Source organism: Piscibacillus salipiscarius (assembly GCF_042685285.1).
Classification (GTDB): domain Bacteria; phylum Bacillota; class Bacilli; order Bacillales; family Alkalibacillaceae; genus Piscibacillus; species Piscibacillus salipiscarius.
On sequence record NZ_JBHUMZ010000013.1, the window covers coordinates 1 to 18940 of the forward strand.

Annotated in this window: 19 protein-coding genes, 2 tRNA genes, 1 rRNA gene and 1 riboswitch; of the genes, 17 read left to right on the plus strand and 5 right to left on the minus strand. The window is 38.1% G+C overall.

The window, feature by feature from the left end:
• From rrf to tsaD, 8 genes are all read left to right on the plus strand, one after another.
• Nucleotides 1-100: ribosomal RNA gene (gene rrf / locus ACFSW4_RS03925) — 5S ribosomal RNA — on the plus strand; the annotation flags it as partial.
• 206 nt (nt 101-306) lie between these two features.
• A tRNA-Met gene (locus tag ACFSW4_RS03930) sits at nt 307-383 on the plus strand.
• 86 nt (nt 384-469) lie between these two features.
• Nucleotides 470-546: transfer RNA gene (locus ACFSW4_RS03935), tRNA-Asp, on the plus strand.
• A 190-nt stretch (nt 547-736) separates the two neighbouring features.
• Nucleotides 737-1714: a thiamine-phosphate kinase gene (gene thiL / locus ACFSW4_RS03940; protein WP_377327579.1), complete on the plus strand. Its 978-nt coding sequence runs from the start codon at nt 737-739 to the stop codon at nt 1712-1714.
• Nucleotides 1715-2164, plus strand: a complete 450-nt coding sequence (tsaE, locus tag ACFSW4_RS03945; RefSeq protein WP_054752689.1) for a tRNA (adenosine(37)-N6)-threonylcarbamoyltransferase complex ATPase subunit type 1 TsaE — start codon at nt 1715-1717, stop codon at nt 2162-2164.
• Complete coding sequence (tsaB, locus tag ACFSW4_RS03950; RefSeq protein ID WP_377327581.1) at nt 2161-2859, plus strand: tRNA (adenosine(37)-N6)-threonylcarbamoyltransferase complex dimerization subunit type 1 TsaB; 699 nt, start codon at nt 2161-2163, stop codon at nt 2857-2859. Before tsaE ends, tsaB begins: the two co-directional genes overlap by 4 nt.
• Nucleotides 2856-3314, plus strand: a complete 459-nt coding sequence (gene rimI / locus ACFSW4_RS03955; protein WP_054752684.1) for a ribosomal protein S18-alanine N-acetyltransferase — start codon at nt 2856-2858, stop codon at nt 3312-3314. The genes tsaB and rimI overlap by 4 nt, the downstream gene beginning before the upstream one ends.
• Nucleotides 3311-4321 (plus strand): tRNA (adenosine(37)-N6)-threonylcarbamoyltransferase complex transferase subunit TsaD, encoded by a 1011-nt coding sequence (gene tsaD / locus ACFSW4_RS03960; protein ID WP_279401431.1) that lies wholly within the window; start codon nt 3311-3313, stop codon nt 4319-4321. Before rimI ends, tsaD begins: the two co-directional genes overlap by 4 nt.
• A 176-nt stretch (nt 4322-4497) precedes the next feature.
• On the opposite strand, the gene ACFSW4_RS03965 is transcribed toward tsaD, so the two are convergent.
• Nucleotides 4498-6435: an ABC-F family ATP-binding cassette domain-containing protein gene (locus ACFSW4_RS03965; protein WP_054752679.1), complete on the minus strand. Its 1938-nt coding sequence runs from the start codon at nt 6433-6435 to the stop codon at nt 4498-4500.
• A 79-nt stretch (nt 6436-6514) separates the two neighbouring features.
• On the opposite strand from ACFSW4_RS03965, the gene ACFSW4_RS03970 reads away from it, so the two are divergent.
• Together ACFSW4_RS03970 and ACFSW4_RS03975 are read left to right on the plus strand one after the other, a co-directional pair.
• Entirely contained in the window at nt 6515-7147 is a 633-nt protein-coding gene (locus ACFSW4_RS03970) for a redox-sensing transcriptional repressor Rex (protein ID WP_054752678.1), read from the plus strand.
• 65 nt (nt 7148-7212) lie between these two features.
• Complete coding sequence (locus ACFSW4_RS03975) at nt 7213-8616, plus strand: MDR family MFS transporter (RefSeq protein ID WP_054752675.1); 1404 nt, start codon at nt 7213-7215, stop codon at nt 8614-8616.
• A 12-nt stretch (nt 8617-8628) separates the two neighbouring features.
• Here ACFSW4_RS03975 and ACFSW4_RS03980 read toward each other — a convergent pair whose 3' ends face one another.
• Both ACFSW4_RS03980 and ACFSW4_RS03985 read right to left on the minus strand, forming a co-directional pair.
• Nucleotides 8629-8832, minus strand: a complete 204-nt coding sequence (locus tag ACFSW4_RS03980; protein WP_054752673.1) for a YdiK family protein — start codon at nt 8830-8832, stop codon at nt 8629-8631.
• Between the two features lie 3 nt (nt 8833-8835).
• Nucleotides 8836-9549 (minus strand): CPBP family intramembrane glutamic endopeptidase, encoded by a 714-nt coding sequence (locus tag ACFSW4_RS03985; RefSeq protein WP_377327584.1) that lies wholly within the window; start codon nt 9547-9549, stop codon nt 8836-8838.
• A gap of 381 nt (nt 9550-9930) precedes the next feature.
• On the opposite strand from ACFSW4_RS03985, the gene groES reads away from it, so the two are divergent.
• From groES to ACFSW4_RS04005, 4 genes are all read left to right on the plus strand, one after another.
• The gene (gene groES, locus ACFSW4_RS03990; protein ID WP_054752669.1) at nt 9931-10215 is read left to right on the plus strand and encodes a co-chaperone GroES; all 285 of its coding nucleotides are present in this window, start codon (nt 9931-9933) and stop codon (nt 10213-10215) included.
• 36 nt (nt 10216-10251) lie between these two features.
• Nucleotides 10252-11880 carry a chaperonin GroEL gene (gene groL, locus ACFSW4_RS03995; protein ID WP_377327586.1) on the plus strand — a complete coding sequence of 543 codons (1629 nt, stop codon included), beginning with the start codon at nt 10252-10254 and terminating at the stop codon, nt 11878-11880.
• A gap of 177 nt (nt 11881-12057) precedes the next feature.
• Complete coding sequence (locus ACFSW4_RS04000) at nt 12058-12252, plus strand: DUF378 domain-containing protein (protein WP_054752667.1); 195 nt, start codon at nt 12058-12060, stop codon at nt 12250-12252.
• Between the two features lie 146 nt (nt 12253-12398).
• The gene (locus ACFSW4_RS04005) at nt 12399-12599 is read left to right on the plus strand and encodes a DUF378 domain-containing protein (protein WP_054752664.1); all 201 of its coding nucleotides are present in this window, start codon (nt 12399-12401) and stop codon (nt 12597-12599) included.
• A 44-nt stretch (nt 12600-12643) separates the two neighbouring features.
• On the opposite strand, the gene ACFSW4_RS04010 is transcribed toward ACFSW4_RS04005, so the two are convergent.
• Both ACFSW4_RS04010 and ACFSW4_RS04015 read right to left on the minus strand, forming a co-directional pair.
• Nucleotides 12644-12835 carry a DUF6366 family protein gene (locus ACFSW4_RS04010; protein WP_377327588.1) on the minus strand — a complete coding sequence of 64 codons (192 nt, stop codon included), beginning with the start codon at nt 12833-12835 and terminating at the stop codon, nt 12644-12646.
• Nucleotides 12836-12876: 41 nt separating this feature from the next.
• The gene (locus ACFSW4_RS04015; RefSeq protein WP_054752660.1) at nt 12877-13695 is read right to left on the minus strand and encodes a DUF2785 domain-containing protein; all 819 of its coding nucleotides are present in this window, start codon (nt 13693-13695) and stop codon (nt 12877-12879) included.
• 570 nt (nt 13696-14265) lie between these two features.
• Between ACFSW4_RS04015 and ACFSW4_RS04020 the strand changes: the two genes are divergently transcribed.
• Genes ACFSW4_RS04020 through ACFSW4_RS04030 form a run of 3 tightly spaced genes read left to right on the plus strand, consistent with a single transcriptional unit; the run spans nt 14266 to nt 18688 of the window.
• Entirely contained in the window at nt 14266-15222 is a 957-nt protein-coding gene (locus tag ACFSW4_RS04020; RefSeq protein ID WP_377327590.1) for an AAA family ATPase, read from the plus strand.
• A gap of 2 nt (nt 15223-15224) precedes the next feature.
• Entirely contained in the window at nt 15225-16493 is a 1269-nt protein-coding gene (locus ACFSW4_RS04025; RefSeq protein ID WP_377327592.1) for a DUF58 domain-containing protein, read from the plus strand.
• Entirely contained in the window at nt 16493-18688 is a 2196-nt protein-coding gene (locus tag ACFSW4_RS04030; RefSeq protein WP_377327594.1) for a DUF4129 domain-containing transglutaminase family protein, read from the plus strand. The genes ACFSW4_RS04025 and ACFSW4_RS04030 overlap by 1 nt, the downstream gene beginning before the upstream one ends.
• A gap of 34 nt (nt 18689-18722) precedes the next feature.
• Nucleotides 18723-18824, plus strand: a riboswitch (purine riboswitch).
• Nucleotides 18825-18940: the final 116 nt, after the last annotated feature.

Genomic DNA, 18940 nt, shown 5'->3' on the forward strand with positions numbered 1-18940 from the left:
GAGAGGTCACACCTGTTCCCATGCCGAACACAGCAGTTAAGCTCTCTAGCGCCGATGGTAATTGGGGTGTTTCCCCTGTGAGAGTAGGACGCTGCCGGGCATTATATATTTTAGTCAGGGCTCTAATAATTAGAGCGATTGACAACATCGCGGGGTGGAGCAAGACCGTAAACATCTTGAATCATCTTCTGCGTAGGTTTTGCGAGGAGCGTAGGCATCGCCGAATTGGCTTGCAACGTGACGAGCAATTTAAAAAGTTAATAACATTTATAGTCAGGGCTCTAATAATAGAGTAATTGACAATATCGCGGGGTGGAGCAGTCTGGTAGCTCGTCGGGCTCATAACCCGGAGGTCGCAGGTTCAAATCCTGTCCCCGCAACCAATTTATTAAATCGACCATGAGTCGTGTATTTTTTTTGCAAAATCACAGTTACATTTATTACATAGATTAGTTTTATTCATCAATATGGTCCGGTAGTTCAGCTGGTTAGAATGCCTGCCTGTCACGCAGGAGGTCGCGGGTTCGAGTCCCGTCCGGACCGCCATGTTAGTTTAAAAAGTGTTAGCCTTGTGTGATACACAAGGTTTTTGTTTTTTTAACCTATTATTTTTCATCCCCCTTACCCCCTACGATGGCGTAGGGGGTAATTTTATGTAGAAACTAATCTATTTCCTATAAGTTATAATTTTTGCTATGATAGGCTTGAAATAGTTAATTAAAAGTAGGTCTTATACATGGATGAATTTAATTTTATAAAGGCTATTAAACCAAAATATTATAAACATTCATCAGTGGTTAAAGGAATTGGGGATGACGGTGCGATTATTCAGCCAAACTATAGTCAGCAGTTAGTCATAGCGACAGATACGATGGTTGAAAATATTCACTTTTCCTTAGAGTATATGAGTTTTGAAGATGTTGGTTATCGTGTGTTAGCTGCAAATTTAAGTGATTTGGCAGCTATGGGAAGTCAGCCGTTATATTATATAGTGAATATATCTAGTTCTAACCAGGTCTCAAATCAAGAGTTAGTTCGAATCATGAATGGTATGAAGGAATTAGCTGATTCATATAAAATGGATTTAATCGGAGGAGATACAACATCCTCTAACCAACTTGTCGTTACCGTTACAGTTTTTGGCCAGGTAGATCAAAATAAAAAGAGATTAAGAAGTGTGGCAAAACCTGGTGATTCCGTGTTTGTAACAGGTTATCTAGGTGAATCAGGTTATGGATTTAAGTTACTTCAGTTAGGTGACTATCAACATCATAATCATTTTATAAAACAGCATATCAGACCTAGACCAAGGCTTGATTTCGTTAATACAACTGCTACGATTGATCGAATATGTCTTAACGATGTCAGTGATGGGCTATCATCTGAGTTAAATGAAATAGCCGACGCATCAAACGTTAGTATGTTAATCAATTGGGAGGACATTCCTGTTCACCCCGATATGACTTATCTTGAAGGTTTTGAGTTAGAGAAATTATTGTTATCAACAGGTGAAGATTTTCAACTAGTCGGTACCTGCAGCCAAAATGATTTGAAACAAATTCAAATTAACTGTCAACATGCTGGAATCAAGGTTTCAAAGATTGGTAAGGTTCTGGACAATAATCATGATCCAACTGTTTACATAAATAAAAATGGTACTAAAAGTCGTTTAGATTCACAAGGGTACCAACATGGAAAGTGTAAAGGTGATTAGATGTATCGAGTAAGAATGGAAAGCGTACAAGAAACAGTTCATTTTGCTGAGAATTTAGCTAAGTATTTAACACCTGGTGATGTCATTACACTTAATGGTGACTTAGGAGCAGGCAAAACAACATTCACGAAAGGTATAGCTAAAGGTTTAGGAGTTGAACGTACTGTGAATAGTCCTACTTATACCATTGTAAAAGAATATAAGGGGCGTTTGCCTTTATACCATATGGATGTATACCGTTTAGAGAATCAAGAAGAAGATATTGGATTTGATGAGTATTTTAATGGTGAAGGTGTTTCTGTTGTTGAATGGTCTAAGTTTATCGATGAATTTTTACCAGAAGAACGCTTGGAAATTGAGATTAATAAAGTCAGTGAAGAACATCGAGAATTACAGTTAAAACCTATAGGTGACAAATTTGAACACGTGTGTAAGGAGCTTTTTGCATGAAGAGTGGATTATGTATCGATACATCCAATCAACCTATGAGTATTGCATTATATAAAGATGACGTGATGGCTGCTGAAATGACGATAAACATTAAGCGCAATCATTCAGTTCAGCTTATGCCTAATATTGAGCACCTTATGAACCAAGTTAATTTAAAGCCTAATGAGCTAGAACAAATCGTTGTTGCCGAGGGACCAGGTTCATTTACGGGTATTCGAATTGGCATGACGACGGCAAAAACGTTAGCATGGTCATTAAACATTCCGATCAAGACGGTATCTAGTTTAGAACTCGTTGCAAGCTCATTATTATATCATAATGGACTTGTCTCTCCATTTTTTGATGCTAGAAGAGGTAATGTTTACGCAGGTCTGTATCGTGTAGCAGAAGGGCATATAGAACGTGTAGAAGACGATTGTAATATCGAAATGACAAGCTGGTTAGAAAAAGTGTCGCACTATAATGAAAAGGTGTTATTTGTAAGTCCAAATGGTGGTTCATTTAAGGATGAAATAAATCAAAGTGGTGGAGTTTGGGTTACCCAACCATTTAACCTGCCAAAAGCTAGTTTATTATGGCAGCTTGCAGTAAGTAAAAAAGAAACACCTATTCATCTTGTGAAGCCTAATTATCTTAGAATCACGGAGGCAGAAGCAAACTTACAAAAAAAGAGTGAAGAAGGTCATAAATCATGAATGAGGTTAAACATGATATAAAAGTTCGAAACATGGTGATTGAGGATCTACCAGATGTGATCGTCATAGAAAATGAATCGTTTCGTACACCGTGGAAGAAGCGAGACTTTTTACATGATTTATTAAAAAACTCCTTCTCTCATTATTTGGTTATAGAAGTGGAAGGTAGAGTTGTTGGATACTGTGGCGTATGGATTGTGCTTGAAGCTGCTCAAATCACTAACATTGCTGTATCACCAAAATACAGAGGGTTACAGCTTGGGAAGAAGCTTTTTAATGAGGTGTTAAATACTGTAGAAGAACATGGCGCATCAGAATTATCGCTTGAAGTTAGAGAATCTAACCAAGTGGCGCAAAACATGTATCAGCAATTTGGTTTAGAAGTCGTTGGTAAGCGTGAGAAGTATTATCAAGATGATGGAGAGGATGCCTTGGTTATGTGGGTGAAATTATGAAAACAAATGAAATGATATTAGCTATAGAAACAAGTTGTGATGAAACAGCTGCAGCGGTTATTAAAGGCGGAACAGAAATTCTATCTAACGTCGTCGCAACACAAATGGAAATCCATGAGCAGTTTGGCGGGGTCGTACCTGAGATTGCATCGCGTCACCACATTGAACAAATCACACTCGTCATTGAGCAAGCGTTAAATGAGGCAGACGTCTCAATGGATGAAGTAGATGCATTTGCAGTCACTGAAGGTCCTGGTCTCGTAGGAGCTCTCCTCATCGGTGTTAATGCAGCGAAGACTCTAGCCTTTGCTCACAACAAACCTCTCATTGGTGTGCATCATATTGCCGGTCATATTTATGCTAATAGATTAGAAAAAGAGTTTCAGTTTCCATTACTATCGTTAGTCGTTTCAGGTGGACATACTGAGTTAATTTATATGAAGGAGCACGGGCACTATGAAGTGATTGGAGAAACGCGTGATGATGCTGCAGGTGAGGCATATGATAAGGTCGCTAAAGCTTTAAAACTTCCGTATCCAGGTGGACCTGTGATCGATCAATTAGCGCAGGAAGGGGAGGATGTTTATAACTTCCCAAGAGCTTGGCTTGAAAAAGACTCTTATGATTTTAGCTTTAGTGGTTTAAAAACGTCCGTTATTAATAAACTAAACCAGCTAAATCAAAAAGGGGAAAGCTACCGAACTGAGGATTTAGCAGCTTCATTCCAAAATAGTGTAATTGATGTACTGGTTCAAAAAACATATCAAGCTGCGAAAGATTTGGAAGTAAAACAACTAATTGTAGCTGGTGGCGTGTCAGCGAACAAAGGGTTACGTGAAGCAATTAATCAAAAGTTTCAAGATGAAGACATTGAATTAATGATTCCACCGCTATATTTATGTACAGACAATGCGGCTATGATTGGAGCTGCTGCGTCTATTGAATACCATAACGGCCAATTTAAAGATTCAAAACTAAATGCTAACCCTGGTTTAATGCTAGGGTAATATATTAAATCCACAGACTTATTCTGAGCCTGTGGATTTTTTAATGCAAATATTAATGTGTCAGATGTTTAATTTGTGGGTAAAATCTGTGGATAACCAACTGTTTTATTGTGGACAAAGTGGATAACCCTGTTGAAAACTGAATTCATCCACTTTTTTCTGTTGATAACCTGTGATTAATCCAGTGACTCCAATTCTTCCTGTAATTCTCCCCATTCTTCCATTAAAGCTTCAATGGCTTCCTCGTTTTCTTTAATTGTTTGATTAATTTCTTGAAGCTTTGTGTAATCATTGACGTAATCTGGTTCGTACAGCTTCGGTTCATGCTCTTCAATCACTTGTTCATGCTCCACAATTTGTTCCTCGATGGATTTGATTCTCCGTTCGATCTTGCGTCGTTCTCGTTGAAGCTGCTTATTAGTTGGTTGATTAGGCATTTGTTCTTGTTGTTTTTGTGTAGCTTCAGCCTGTTTAATCGCCTCAAGCTGCGCTTCTTCATCTAACTTCTCTAAATAATAATCATAATCTCCTAAAAACATGCGTGAACCTTCATCTGACAATTCGAGAATTTGACTAGCAATACGATTAATAAAATAACGATCGTGTGAGACAAAGATAATTGTACCAGGGAAGTCACTAAGCGCTGCTTCTAACACTTCTTTACTATCTAAATCCAGATGGTTAGTTGGCTCGTCCATAATGAGAACATTTGCCTTTTGCATCATTAGTTTTGCAAGTAACACTCGCGCTTTCTCGCCACCACTTAACATACCGATTGTTTTTAGTACATCGTCTCCAGTAAATAAGAAATTGCCCAAGACTGTTCGAATATCTTTTTCTGGCATTAAAGGATATTCATCCCATAATTCTTGTAGAGCCGTTTTATGTGGATTTAATGTGGATTGTTCCTGATCATAATAGCCAAACTCCACATTGGTTCCATGTTGAATGTTTCCTTCAACATGGTCAATACGGTCCAAAATAGCTTTTAATAACGTTGATTTACCAATGCCGTTCGGGCCGACAACTGCGATTCGGTCACCCCGATTAACTCGAAAGGACACATCACTAAATACTGGATCATCGAGCGCAGCGTATTTGGCCGATAGATTTTCGACTTTCAGCACATCATTACCGCTTTTTCGTTTTATATCAAAAGAGAATTTGGCTGAATGGTCATCCAATGTTGGTTTATCCATCTTGTCCATTTTCTCTAGCTTTTTACGTCTTGATTTGGCCTGTTTACTTGTTGAATCACGTGCGATGTTTTTCTGAATATAGACTTCTAATTTTTTAATTTCCTCTTGTTGTTTCTCGAATCGCTTAACTTCAAGCTCATAGTCTTCAGCCCGCTTTTGCAAGAAATAGGAATAGTTCCCGTGATACTTTTTAACGGACTGAAAAGCGACGTCATAAACGGTGTTAACTGTCTCATCTAAAAAGTAGCGGTCGTGTGAGACGATGACGACAGCCCCTGGGTAACTTTTCAGATACCCCTCGAGCCAGCGTAATGTATCAATATCCAAATGGTTGGTAGGCTCATCTAAAATGAGCACATCAGGTTTAGATAAAAGTAGTTTACCTAAGGCGAGCCGAGTTTTTTGTCCACCGCTTAGTTCTTGGATTGGCGTACTAAAATCAAAACCACCAAAGTTTAACCCTTGCAGTACGGATTCGATGTCAGCTTCGTAATGAAAACCACCTCGTTGTTCGAAGTCATTTTGTTTAGCATCATATTGTGATAAAAGCTGTTCGTATTTCTTTTCGTTTTGTAGAAACTCAGGGTCTGCCATATTTGCTTCCATTCGACGAAGCTCTTGTTCAAGCTGTATTAATGGAGTATATACTTCTAACATCTCATCCCAAATAGAACGGTCTGAATCAAGCCCTGTATGTTGATCAAGGTAACCAACTGTTACATCTTTCGGCTTGAAAATCTCCCCTTCATCATAAGGAGTTTGTTCCGACATGATTTTAAGTAAGGTTGATTTGCCTGCCCCATTACGCCCGACAATCGCAATTCGGTCATCATGATGTACTTCTAATTTAATTTTCGATAGAATAAGGTCAGCACCAAAATATTTACTTATATTATTTAATTGCATGACAATCATTGTTTATTCACCTCAACGTGCACTAGTGTATCTATTTTATCACTAATACGCAATGAACCATATTAAAGGAGACGAAATCATGTCCGAGGAAAAGATTCCACAGGCAACTGCTAAACGTTTGCCGTTATACTATAGACATTTGAATTTACTTCATAACCAAGGGAAAACACGCATCTCATCGCGTGAACTAAGCGAACTGATTAAAGTCGATTCGGCTACGATCCGAAAAGACTTTTCTTATTTTGGAGAGCTTGGCCGTAAAGGTTATGGTTACGATATTGCGCACTTACTTCAGTTTTTTAGAAAGCTACTTGACCAGGATGAGGTGGCAAGTGTTGCCTTAGTCGGTGTTGGTAACCTAGGCACGGCCTTACTTCACTACAATTTTATGAAAAAAGGCAATACCCGCGTTGAAATGGCTTTCGATACGAACCATAGTAAAATAGGGTCTGAAATCAGTGAAGTTCCAATCTTTCATGTCGATGATCTTGAAAAAGAGATAAAACGGAAAGGTATTAAAGTTGCTATTTTAACGGTACCAGCAAGAGTTTCTCAACAAGTGACTGACCGATTAGTTGACTGCGGGATTGAAGGTATATTAAACTTCACACCTTCAAGGTTAACCGTGCCAGACCATGTCCGGGTGCATCACATTGATTTATCCATTGAACTACAAACGTTAGTTTACTTTTTAAAGCAAAGCTCTGAGTAGGGTTTTCTTTTTCTGTTATTTAGAAGTAAAATAATTCGTATAACGAAATAATGTTGGAGGCCAACATGGGGAAACTTGATCAAAAATGGTTAGTCGTCATATCCGTTATTACGGGGACGTTCACCGTTATTTTAAATAATAGTATGCTTAATCCGGTACTTCCGGAACTCATGAAAATATTTGATACCGATGCAGTTGGAGTCAGTTGGATCCTGACTATTTTTATGATTGCAATGGGTATGACGATGCCAGTAACAGGATTTTTAGGCGACCGGTATGGGAAGAAGAAGATATACATTATTGGACTATCATTATTCGCATTTGGCTCTATTTTAGGAGCGATTTCACAATGGTTAAGTATGGTGATCATCGCAAGAGCCATCCAGGGAATCGCTGGAGGCCTTATGATGCCAAACGCCATGGCTTTGATTTTCCAAGCCTTCCCGAGAAATCAGCGCGGGTATGCAGTTGGAATCTACGGGGTATCCGCTATGGTCGCACCAGCTATTGGACCGACTATTGGTGGTGTTATATCTGAAAATTTTGATTGGTATTTCTTATTTTTATTCAATTTACCATTTGCGGCATTAGGAATTTTCTTTTCAGCTAAATATCTAATTAAGACAATGCCAGATCCTTCACGTATTTTTGACTGGAAAGGATTTGCGATTATCACAGCCGGAGTTGGAGCAGTTTTATACGTATTAGGCCAAGGACGTAACTTTGAGCAGGCCGTAAACTGGATGAATCTAGGCATTCTTGTATTGGGCATCGTTTTAATTATTGTGTTTATCAAGTATGAATTAAAGCTTGATTCGCCATTATTAGAACTTTCGGTGTTTAAAGTGAAAACTTACCGGTACTCGATTATTGCAACATCAGCTGCATCAATTGGACTGTTTTCAAACTTATTTTTACTTCCGTATATGATTCAGGAAGCGTTTGAATTGAGTATGGTAAAGACGGGGTTAATCTTTCTGCCAAGTGCTTTAGCAAGCGGCGCATTTATGACGATTGGCGGTAGGATCTTAGATAAAAAAGGTCCGAAACTCGTCGTACCAACAGGGTTAATAATTTTAACGTTTGCGAGTTTGATGTTTGGCTTTGTTGATTTAAGTACATCTTATTGGATGCTTTTGGCGATTAATATCGTTCATGGACTCGGTTTAGGGTTTGGTAATATGCCAGCTACAACGGCTGGGATGAATGCTATTCCAGACCATTTAGTTGCTCAAGGCTCAGCAATGAACAATCTGATTCGTCAAATATCATCATCACTTGGTATTGTCATTTTCTCAGTTTATTATGAAGTCAGACGAGGCCAGTACATGTTGTTTGATGAACTAACGATGCAGGAGGCAACTCTTCAGGCTATCAATGAAGCATTTATTTTAGCTGCGATTATTGTTGCATTAAGTATCCCGTTTGCCTTTAAGATGAAAGGAATTGAACATACAGAAAAGGAATAATCCGGATAGGGATTATTCCTTTTTATTTAGACGTTTATATATGAAATATCTCGTTAGAATACGAATCGCTACACCGATGTCAAAAGTCGCAACAATCGTAAAAATAATCGTTGCAAAATTCCAAATCGTATCATCAGCATATTGCAATGCTAAATAAACAAAAGCAAGTCCCATTAAAAAGTACATCGTTGCTAGAAAATATGGTGAAGCTCTCATGTATTATCCTCCAATTAAAATCATAGCTGCATTCTGGTATTCCTGTAATTGCTTTTCTAAGTCCTCAAGATCCACAGTTAGTTGTAACAATACGACCGTCGTATTCATGGCCATATGAACTAAAATAGGAACGAGAATTCGTTTTGTCTTTACATATAAATAAGCAAAAACAAGACCCATCGCGATATAAGTTAATGTAAACGTGAAATCTAAATGAAGCACACTAAATAGTGAAGATGAAATCACGGCAGCTAGGAAAAAGTTCATCTTTTTATACAATTGCCCAAAAATGATTTTTCTAAAGATAATTTCCTCTAATAATGGCGCAAATAGAATTGGTAAAATGATAAACCAAATGTTATTGTCGATGTAATCCATGATTAATGCAGTGTTTTCTGAAGATTGTTCAATATCAAATACGGTCACATTAATGATGGACGAAATGTATTGAGCTAAAAAGGCTAAGAAAAAACCATAAATCGACCACTTAATCATATAGCCATAACTTGGACGATTTCGCATTTCACTCTGCTTCATATCCGGCATTAATATTTTTATGATAAAAATGGATGCAATCGCCATTCCTAATATAGAAGAGAAAACCATCGCATCTATTTCTGATAATCCAAAAAAGGATATTCCGAGCGGGATTCCTATAGCAGGGAAAAGTTGTGCTGCGACGTAAAGTATAATGATTCCCCAATATCGTTTTGGCAAGTTGATCGTCCCCTTTAATTAAAACTTAATTTATGACTCGCTTTCGGTGAACGCTTGCCGTGGGCACGCGCTTCAACTTCACAAAACTCACTTCCGTTCGTTTTGTGGGATTTTCAGCTCGTGCTGTTCCCACTGGCGTCGTCACCTACGCTCGTCTTTAGTCGTTACATTTCTAAAAAGTTAAGTCTTTTTTTATCATACTTTCAGAAATCTAAATCTCTATAAGGTTTATTCTATAACAATATAAAAAATGAAACAAAAATTTAGGTTTTTTACTTGCAAAAGTTCCTGAGATTCATTATTATAATAATTGGAATTAGCACTCACCAATGTTAAGTGCTAATAATCATCTTCAACATAAATTTGGAGGAGGTTTTTGACGTGTTAAAACCACTAGGTGATCGCGTAATCGTGGAAGTTCTAGAACAAGAAGAAAAAACATCAAGCGGGATTGTGTTACCTGATTCTGCTAAAGAAAAGCCTCAAGAAGGTAAAGTTGTTGCAGTTGGCTCTGGCCGAGTAACTGACAACGGTGAAAAAGTAGAACTAGAAGTTAAGTCAGGTGACCATGTCATCTATTCTAAGTTCGCTGGGACAGAAGTTAAGCAAAACGGTAACGAGTACTTAGTTTTACGCGAAAGCGACATTTTAGCAGTAGTAGAGTAATCTACGAACACATACTATTAAGGAGGGCATTTTATTATGGCTAAAGAACTAAAATTTAGCGAAGAAGCTCGCCGTGCTATGCTTCGCGGTGTAGACACATTAGCTGATGCAGTAAAAGTAACTTTAGGACCTAAAGGACGTAACGTTGTATTAGATAAGAAATTCGGTTCACCATTAATCACTAACGATGGTGTAACAATCGCAAAAGAAATCGAGTTAGAGAATAAATTTGAAAACATGGGCGCTCAGTTAGTTTCTGAAGTTGCATCTAAAACAAACGATGTTGCTGGTGACGGTACAACAACAGCTACCGTATTAGCACAAGCAATGATTCGTGAAGGCCTTAAGAACGTTACTTCTGGTGCAAACCCAGTTGGCTTACGTCGCGGAATCGAAAAGTCTGTAGAGGTTGCAACTGAAGAGCTTCGTTCAATTTCTAAGCCAATTGAAGGAAAAGATTCAATCGCACAAGTTGCTTCGATTTCAGCTGCTGACAATGAAGTTGGTCAGTTAATCGCTGAAGCAATGGAGCGCGTTGGTAACGACGGTGTTATTACAATTGAAGAATCTAAAGGCTTCAACACTGAGCTAGAAGTTGTAGAAGGTATGCAGTTCGACCGTGGTTATGCTTCTCCATACATGGTAACTGACCAAGACAAAATGGAAGCTGTATTAGAAGATCCTTACATCTTAATCACAGATAAGAAGATCTCTAACATCCAAGAAGTGCTTCCAGTACTAGAGCAAGTTGTACAACAAAGCAAACCAATCTTAATCATTTCTGAAGATGTTGAAGGTGAAGCACTTGCAACATTAGTTGTGAATAAGCTTCGTGGAACGTTTAATGCAGTAGCGGTTAAAGCTCCTGGATTTGGCGATCGTCGTAAAGCTATGCTTGAAGACATTGCAACTCTAACTGGTGCTGAAGTCATTACAGAAGACTTAGGTCTAGACCTTAAGAGTGCAACAATCGATCAATTAGGTCGCGCATCTAAAGTTGTTGTAACGAAAGAAAACACAACAATCGTTGAAGGCGCTGGCGACACTGAAAAGCTAGCGGCACGCGTGAACCAAATTCGTGCACAATTAGAAGAAACAACTTCTGACTTTGACAAAGAAAAATTACAAGAACGTCTTGCAAAACTTGCAGGCGGCGTAGCAGTAATCAAAGTTGGAGCAGCTACTGAAACAGAACTTAAAGAACGCAAACTTCGTATTGAAGACGCCTTAAACTCTACTCGCGCAGCAGTAGAAGAAGGTATTGTTTCAGGTGGTGGAACAGCACTTGTTAACATTTATAATAAAGTAGCTAGCCTAGATCTCGAAGGTGACGAAGCAACTGGTCAACACATCGTTCTTCGCGCATTAGAAGAGCCAGTACGTCAAATCGTTCAAAACGCTGGTTTAGATGGATCGATCATCGTTGAGAAACTAAAACACGAAGAAGTAGGTGTTGGTTACAACGCAGCTTCAGGTGAATGGATAAACATGGTTGACGCAGGTATCGTTGACCCTACTAAAGTAACCCGTTCAGCACTACAAAACGCAGCATCTGTTGCGGCAATGTTCCTAACAACTGAAGCAGTTGTTGCAGACCACCCAGATGAAAACGACGGCGCGCCTGATATGGGCGGCATGGGCGGCGGAATGCCGGGCATGATGTAATACCCAAATAAAAAAAGTTATTTGAATTATATAAGGCTCTTCACTCGTCTTGAGTGTGGAGCCTTTTTATACATAAATTTTTAAAAAACGATTTAATGAATAGTTATCATAAAACCACGGTCGTCCACATAAAATTCAATAAGCAACATGTATAACATTTCAAAGGAGTGGAACAGCATGAGAGGTTTAGGTTCTATTGCACTTGTTTTACTTATCGTTGGAGGTTTGAATTGGCTTTTAGTTGGATTGCTTCAATTTGATCTGGTTGCGACATTGTTTGGTGGACAAGACGCGCTATTATCACGAATTGTTTATACGTTAGTTGGTCTTTCAGCTTTATATGCCTTAACGTTTGTAAGTAAATTTAAGTAAGTCCTTGATCCCCGTACTTCAATGAGTATGGGGATTAATGCATTTAACTCAATGCACAGTTTCATTCCTAATACATGCATAATTTTTGACTTTAAGCAAAAAATACCTTTACAAAGGTTGAATAAAATTTGTAAAGGGTGATATATATGCGTGGTTTAGATACTTTAGCACTTGTATTATTGATTATAGGTGGGTTGAACTGGCTTTTAGTCGGATTATTCCAGTGGGATTTAGTCGCAGGCATTTTTGGAGGTCAGGATTCAGCATTATCAAGAATTATTTATTCTCTAGTTGGGATTGCTGCGCTTTACGCATTTACGTTTTTCGCAAAATTTGATCACGAATAAGTTTGACTGTCAAACGCTCAGAGTAGAATCTGGGCGTTTTAGTTTTATCTAAAAAAAATACCATAAATAAAGTAAATTAATAGGCCAACAATTATTATAGATCCAGTGACTTTCCAGTTTAACCCTCCGACTAAATCAGCCAGGTTGCTCCCGTGCACACTACTTGAGGGATTTTTTAATTCCTCTTGTCTTAACCTTTCTCTTCTCTCTTCAGGAGATTCATGATCTTTATTCATATTAAACCACCTTTAAATTACATTATTAAAATCCTTAATTATCAATGATGCCATTTTTTAAGCACATGATAAATAGTTTTTCTTATGTTTTTGCAGTCCTCATTAAATGAGAGTCGGAAGAAGTAGGTATGAAAGAACTTCAAAATTATTGACCTCTTATAAAAGAAGTTTAAAGAGTAATCTTCGTCACTCAATAAGTCGTTAAGCTCATCTGATATGTTATAAATCAATTTAATAATCTCATCGTCAGAAACTCCATTGTCAGTTAATGCCTCCAATACAAAGATTAATCTTTCTTCTTCATCATCAATATAAGGTGCGTTCATTGTATTACCTTTATTAAGTAAACAGAGTTTAACGACATTCAGACAATCAAAATGTAAGTCCTGATCAAACTTCGGATGTTTAACGGCTTCTGTTAATAAATCAGCCCCATGAGCAATGCTGTGTGCCCAACCTTTATCTTTTACAAAACCTCGAATGTCCTTTTCAAGTTCTAAATAATGGATGCTGCACTCAAATGCTTTATTTAATAGGTCGTCTGACAAAAGCAGATTCTTCCTATCCTTTTGTAAAATTAATGCTATCACTAAAGCTGAAAATGAACGAGTGAAAACTGAATCACTTTCTGGTTCTTCAATATTATAGAATAGATTTTCAAGACATACGTTGAGGATATGTTCCATTGTTGATCTATTCAGAGAGTCTGTGGTGATGAGAGTTCCAAACTTATTGTAGATGATAGAATCTCTAAGCTCTGAATCAGTTGAACCAATGTTACTTAACATCATTTCTATAACATGATCTAGATCTTTATTTGAACTAATATCCCAGTTCTTTATTTTTGATTTTAATGACATAACTACCTCCAGGAAAATCGGTGTTACACTTTTCAATTTATTATTGTTAAAGTTTAGTGTTTAGTTTTGGTGTATACGGACTTCTAAATTGTGTTGAGCGTTGGTGGCGACTCCAGCGGGAACAGCACGAGCTGAAGATCCACATTGAGAAGAAAAGGTTTTTCTTCTCAATGTTAGCTGAGGCCGTGCCCGCGGAAAGCGTACACCGAAAGCGAAACACATAAACAACAACGAAGTTTGTTAGTTTTTAATTGAAAGTAATAAGTTAAATTCTATTTTAACAAAACATTTAGACTAATTTTTACAAATGTTTTAAATTATATTACAGTTATTGTAGTGAACATTATAATAAGGGGTATACCATGGATAAGTGTTTTTGTTATGAGAAATTTAAGGACCAATTACCTAAAGATGTTAAAATTACTTGTTTTAAAGAAAAATGCCGTAATTATCGCGAGAATATGAAAAAACTTAGGGAACAAAAGGATTCATAAGTATACTTTGCTAACCTATTAGTTAAACTTTTATAGTATGATAGAATTATATGAAATTTGTGGGAGGTAGAAAGGAATGACGCAACAGATGACAGCCCAGCAAAACAAGATCGAATCGGTGTTACATAATATCGAACAAGTAATGGTAGGAAAAAAGGAAGCGATTGAGCTTAGTTTGCTTGCTCTATTAGCTGAAGGGCATGTGTTACTTGAAGATGTGCCTGGTGTCGGTAAAACAATGCTCGTTCGTGCATTAGCCAAGTCATTCAATTTAGACTTCAAAAGAATTCAGTTCACACCTGACTTATTACCATCTGATGTAACAGGTGTTTCGATTTATAATCAAAAAGAAATGAACTTTGAGTTTCGTCCTGGCCCGATTTTAGGAAATATTGTTTTGGCAGATGAAATCAACCGGACGTCTCCAAAGACCCAGTCAGCTTTATTAGAAAGTATGGAAGAGAAGCACATTACGGTAGATGGGGCGACCATGGAATTAAAGCGGCCGTTTTTTGTGATGGCAACTCAGAACCCGATTGAATATGAAGGTACTTACCCACTTCCTGAAGCGCAATTAGACCGTTTTCTGTTAAAACTCCACTTAGGCTATCCTTCTGTCAATGATGAAATCCAGATGCTTGACCGAACAACTTCCGTACACCCAATTGAAACGTTAGAAGCGGTTATGACTAAAGAGGATTTACTGAAGCTTCAAGAAGAAGTTAAGGATGTCCACGTTAGTGATGCTATTAAAAAATATATCGTCTACTTAGTTGATGCAACTCGTAAGCATCCATTACTCGATTTAGGAGCTAGTCCGCGTGCTTCTATTGCGCTTATGAAAGCGGCTAAGGCTTATGCTTTTATTCAAAAACGTGACTATGTACTGCCTGACGATATTAAGTACTTAATGAAGCATGTGCTAGGGCATCGTGTGATGATTTCATCTGAAGCGAAATTTGAAGGAAAAACAGCTACTTCGATCCTTGATGACATTGTTCGTAAAACGATTGTTCCAATTGAGAGAGGTTAATGATGTTAAAGCCTTTTTCCACAATTGTAAGGTTGGTTCTGGTTGTTGTATTACTCGGGATATTGTTTTCATATGCAATGTTTCAAGGTGGGTTTGTTAGCTGGTTTTTGTTCTTTAGTTTTTTACCGATTCTCCTATATTCATTCTTAATTGTTTTATATCCATTATCTTGGCTGAAAGTGGATCGTAGCGTATCTAAAAGATACATCCAAGCTGGTCAGTCACTTAATGTCAAAATTACGGTTAAAAGTCACTTGCCTTTACCGATTCTTTTTTTAATCATTGAAGACCAGTTACCTAGAAGCATTCATTATAGTGATACGCGTCATTTTAAGTATCAGTTTTTGAGAAAGCCAAGTTCGTTACTAAAATCAGATACTTATAAAACGATCATTTTCCCAAGGTTTAGAAGGCAAGTAGTCTATGAATATGAGATTACCTCTGTTCCGCGTGGTTCACATGAATTAACGGATGTTCGTTTAGTGACGGGAGACTTTCTCGGTCTAGTGAGTAAAGAACATGTGTACTCCAATCGAGTAAGTATATTAAGTGAGCCTAGGGAAGTTCCACTAAGATTAAAAAATGATATCTCTTATTTTGAAGAAGGAGAGCAAACGGCCTATTCTATAAAAGCGAATCATACGAATCTAGTCTCTGGTGTTAGGGATTATGCGCCAGGTGACAGGGTATCGTGGTTAGACTGGAAAACAACGGCGAGAAAGCAGAAGCTTGTAACTAAAGAATTTGAACAGGAAAAGCATAAGGATTTAACGGTCGTTCTAAATGGGATTCAGTCTGAGGAAGATGACTGGTTAGCTTTTGAAGGTTCAGTGGAAATGGCGAATTCAATCGTTCGTGAATCTATTGACGATCATGGGAAAGTGTCATTTGTTGCAATTGGTGAGAATCGTCATGAGATTCAGCTAGAACGAGGCCGAAGAGATTTAGATCGCTTAACTCGCTTTTTAGCAGAAGTGAAACTAGTAGATGAATCTAAGCCGTTTTCATCTAAACTATTAAAAGAAGGAATGCTCATTTCGAAAGATCGAAATATTGTTGTCATTACGCATGAACTAGATCCTCATTTGCATCGTACGATGAGCCGAATTAATCAACAAGATGCGAAGGTGAGTTTGATTTATATTCGTAGTAAGCACCTAGTGTCTTCTCGTGAAAGACAAGGGTTAGATCAACTTAAGCAAGAAGGTGTCATCGTGACATGGCTTAATGAGGATCAATTAACAGGGAGAATAATTGAGGTGAACACATAATGCTTAATGGTAAAGCGGGGGAATGGATCTCAATAGTTTTATATGGTGGAAGTATGTTGTTACTGCTTGAGTGGATTTATCCGCTTGATGAAGTAACCAAAACAGGCTATACGTCAACGTTTGTGATGTTCATTGCATTATGCTTTATATTATCTGCCACTCAATTAGCATTTTGGATTGTGTCACCAATTAAATTTCTCGGTCTGTTATTTGTGCTTCATCAATTATTCTTTCAGCCTAGTTTTTTATCTAAGGAATGGGTATCGTTATTTTGGGATCAAATACAGTTGAATGTTGCCTTTTTATTGACGGCAGATTGGGTGTCATTAACGCCATTCTTTAGAACTCTATTATTTTTAATCTTACTATGGATGTTAAGTTACTTATTATATTATTGGTTCGCGGTTCGGAAAAAACCGTTTTCGTTTATATTGTTTACATTCGTCTATTTAACGGTACTTGATACATTTACCACATTTGACGCTAGTACGGCGATTATTAGAGCGTTCGTCATCGGTGTTGGTATCATGGGTGTAGCATATTTGCAGCATCTATTAGAGAAAGAAAATATGCGTATGCCGGCGATGAAAACGTTGATGATGTGGATTGCTCCGCTATTATTGGTGATTGGCTTTAGTACCGTGGTTGGTTATGCTGCGCCAAAGTTTGACCCGATTTGGCCAGACCCTGTACCTTTTATTCAAAGTACTGCTGAAGGTAGTGGTTTTGGGGATGGACCAGGCGCCGGTGTCCAAAAGATAGGGTATGGTGAAAATGATGAACGATTAGGAGGCGGCTTTGTACAAGACGATACAACGGTCTTCTATGCTGAAGCGCCAGGTACTCAGTACTGGAAGGTGGAAACGAAGGATACATACACCGGAAAGGGCTGGGTTAGAAGTCAAGAGGGTCAGTTTGAACGGACTGAAGGCACTTTACAGGAGCTCCAACCTTATTCTGATCTTGTTGAATTGAATGAGGATTATGCGAGTATTCAATTTGAAGACCCAGGTTTGCTAGATAAATTGGTTTATACTTATGGCGCTGAGGCTGTGACTTATGTTCAAGATAGTATGAACTTCGATGTTAATGCGATTACAGGTGAAGTAATTCCAGTTGTAAATGGTGAGACAGCATTACCTGATGCTTATCGTATTGATCTGCAGCGGCCATCATTCCCAGTTGAAGACATGCGCTCAGTGACGGAAGCAGGGGAAGCAGATGATCAGTATTTACAACTTCCTGAGGGTTTACCAGAACGAGTTGTAAGGTTAGCAGAGGAGATTACGTCTGAGCACGATAATCGTTATGATAAAGCGAAGGCTATTGAAGAATATTTTTCAACAAACAATTTTATCTATGAGACGCAGGATGTTGCAGTGCCTGGTGAAGATGAAGATTATGTGGATCAATTTTTATTTGAAACGAAGGCAGGTTATTGTGATAACTTCTCAACATCCATGGTCGTTTTATTAAGAGCTGTTGATATACCTGCTCGTTGGGCAAAAGGCTTTACTGAAGGTGAGCGCTTATCAGGTGAAAATATCTTTGAGGGTAGTAAGCCCGAATATGAAGTGACTAATAACAATGCTCACTCATGGGTAGAAGTTTATTTCCCTAATGTTGGCTGGGTACCATTTGAGCCAACAGTTGGTTTTGATAACAATAGTAGCTTTAACTATGGGGAGCGACAAGATGACCAACTTGAGCAGGAAGATCAGGAGCTTGAACAACCTGAAACACCTGAAATGCCGAAGCCTGAGGAAGGTCAAGAACAGGAAGAAGACGACAGTCAAGCAGCTGCAGGCTGGTCTATTTCAAAACCGATGCAATTTACTTTAATAGGTGCTGCGGTCGTCCTATTAGCTCTCGTCATTTGGTTAATTATAAGAAAGCGACTCGTCATCATGAGTAAATGGAAGGGCAAGAGGCTAGAGCAGCATGCTGATGTAGACACGTTTACAGAGGGCTATCAATTTTTACTTCAAGCACTAGCTAAAAAAGGCTTAATTTTGAAAGAGGGACAGACACTTCGTGAATACGCTTCAGATGTAGATCTTTGGTTTGGCCATGGGGAGATGTCAAAGCTGACCACTTATTATGAAAGAGTCATATACCGTGATGAACCAATGGATGAACATCATCGTGAAGTGTACCGGTTATGGAATCGTCTAGTAAATGAAATCTTAGCTTGACGCACAAGTTAAACGGGTGTACAGTATTATTGTACAAAAATTAAATGAAACACCTCGTATAATATTGGGGATACGGCCCAAGAGTTTCTACCGAACCACCGTAAATGGTTCGACTACGGGGATTGCATATATATTATGTCGTGTTCGTGGAGTGAATCCACACACGTCTCATTTGCAATTTTCCTCGTTAAAAACTCTTGGTACAGATGCCAAGAGTTTTTTGTATTTTAAGCGTCTTTAACATCGAGGGTG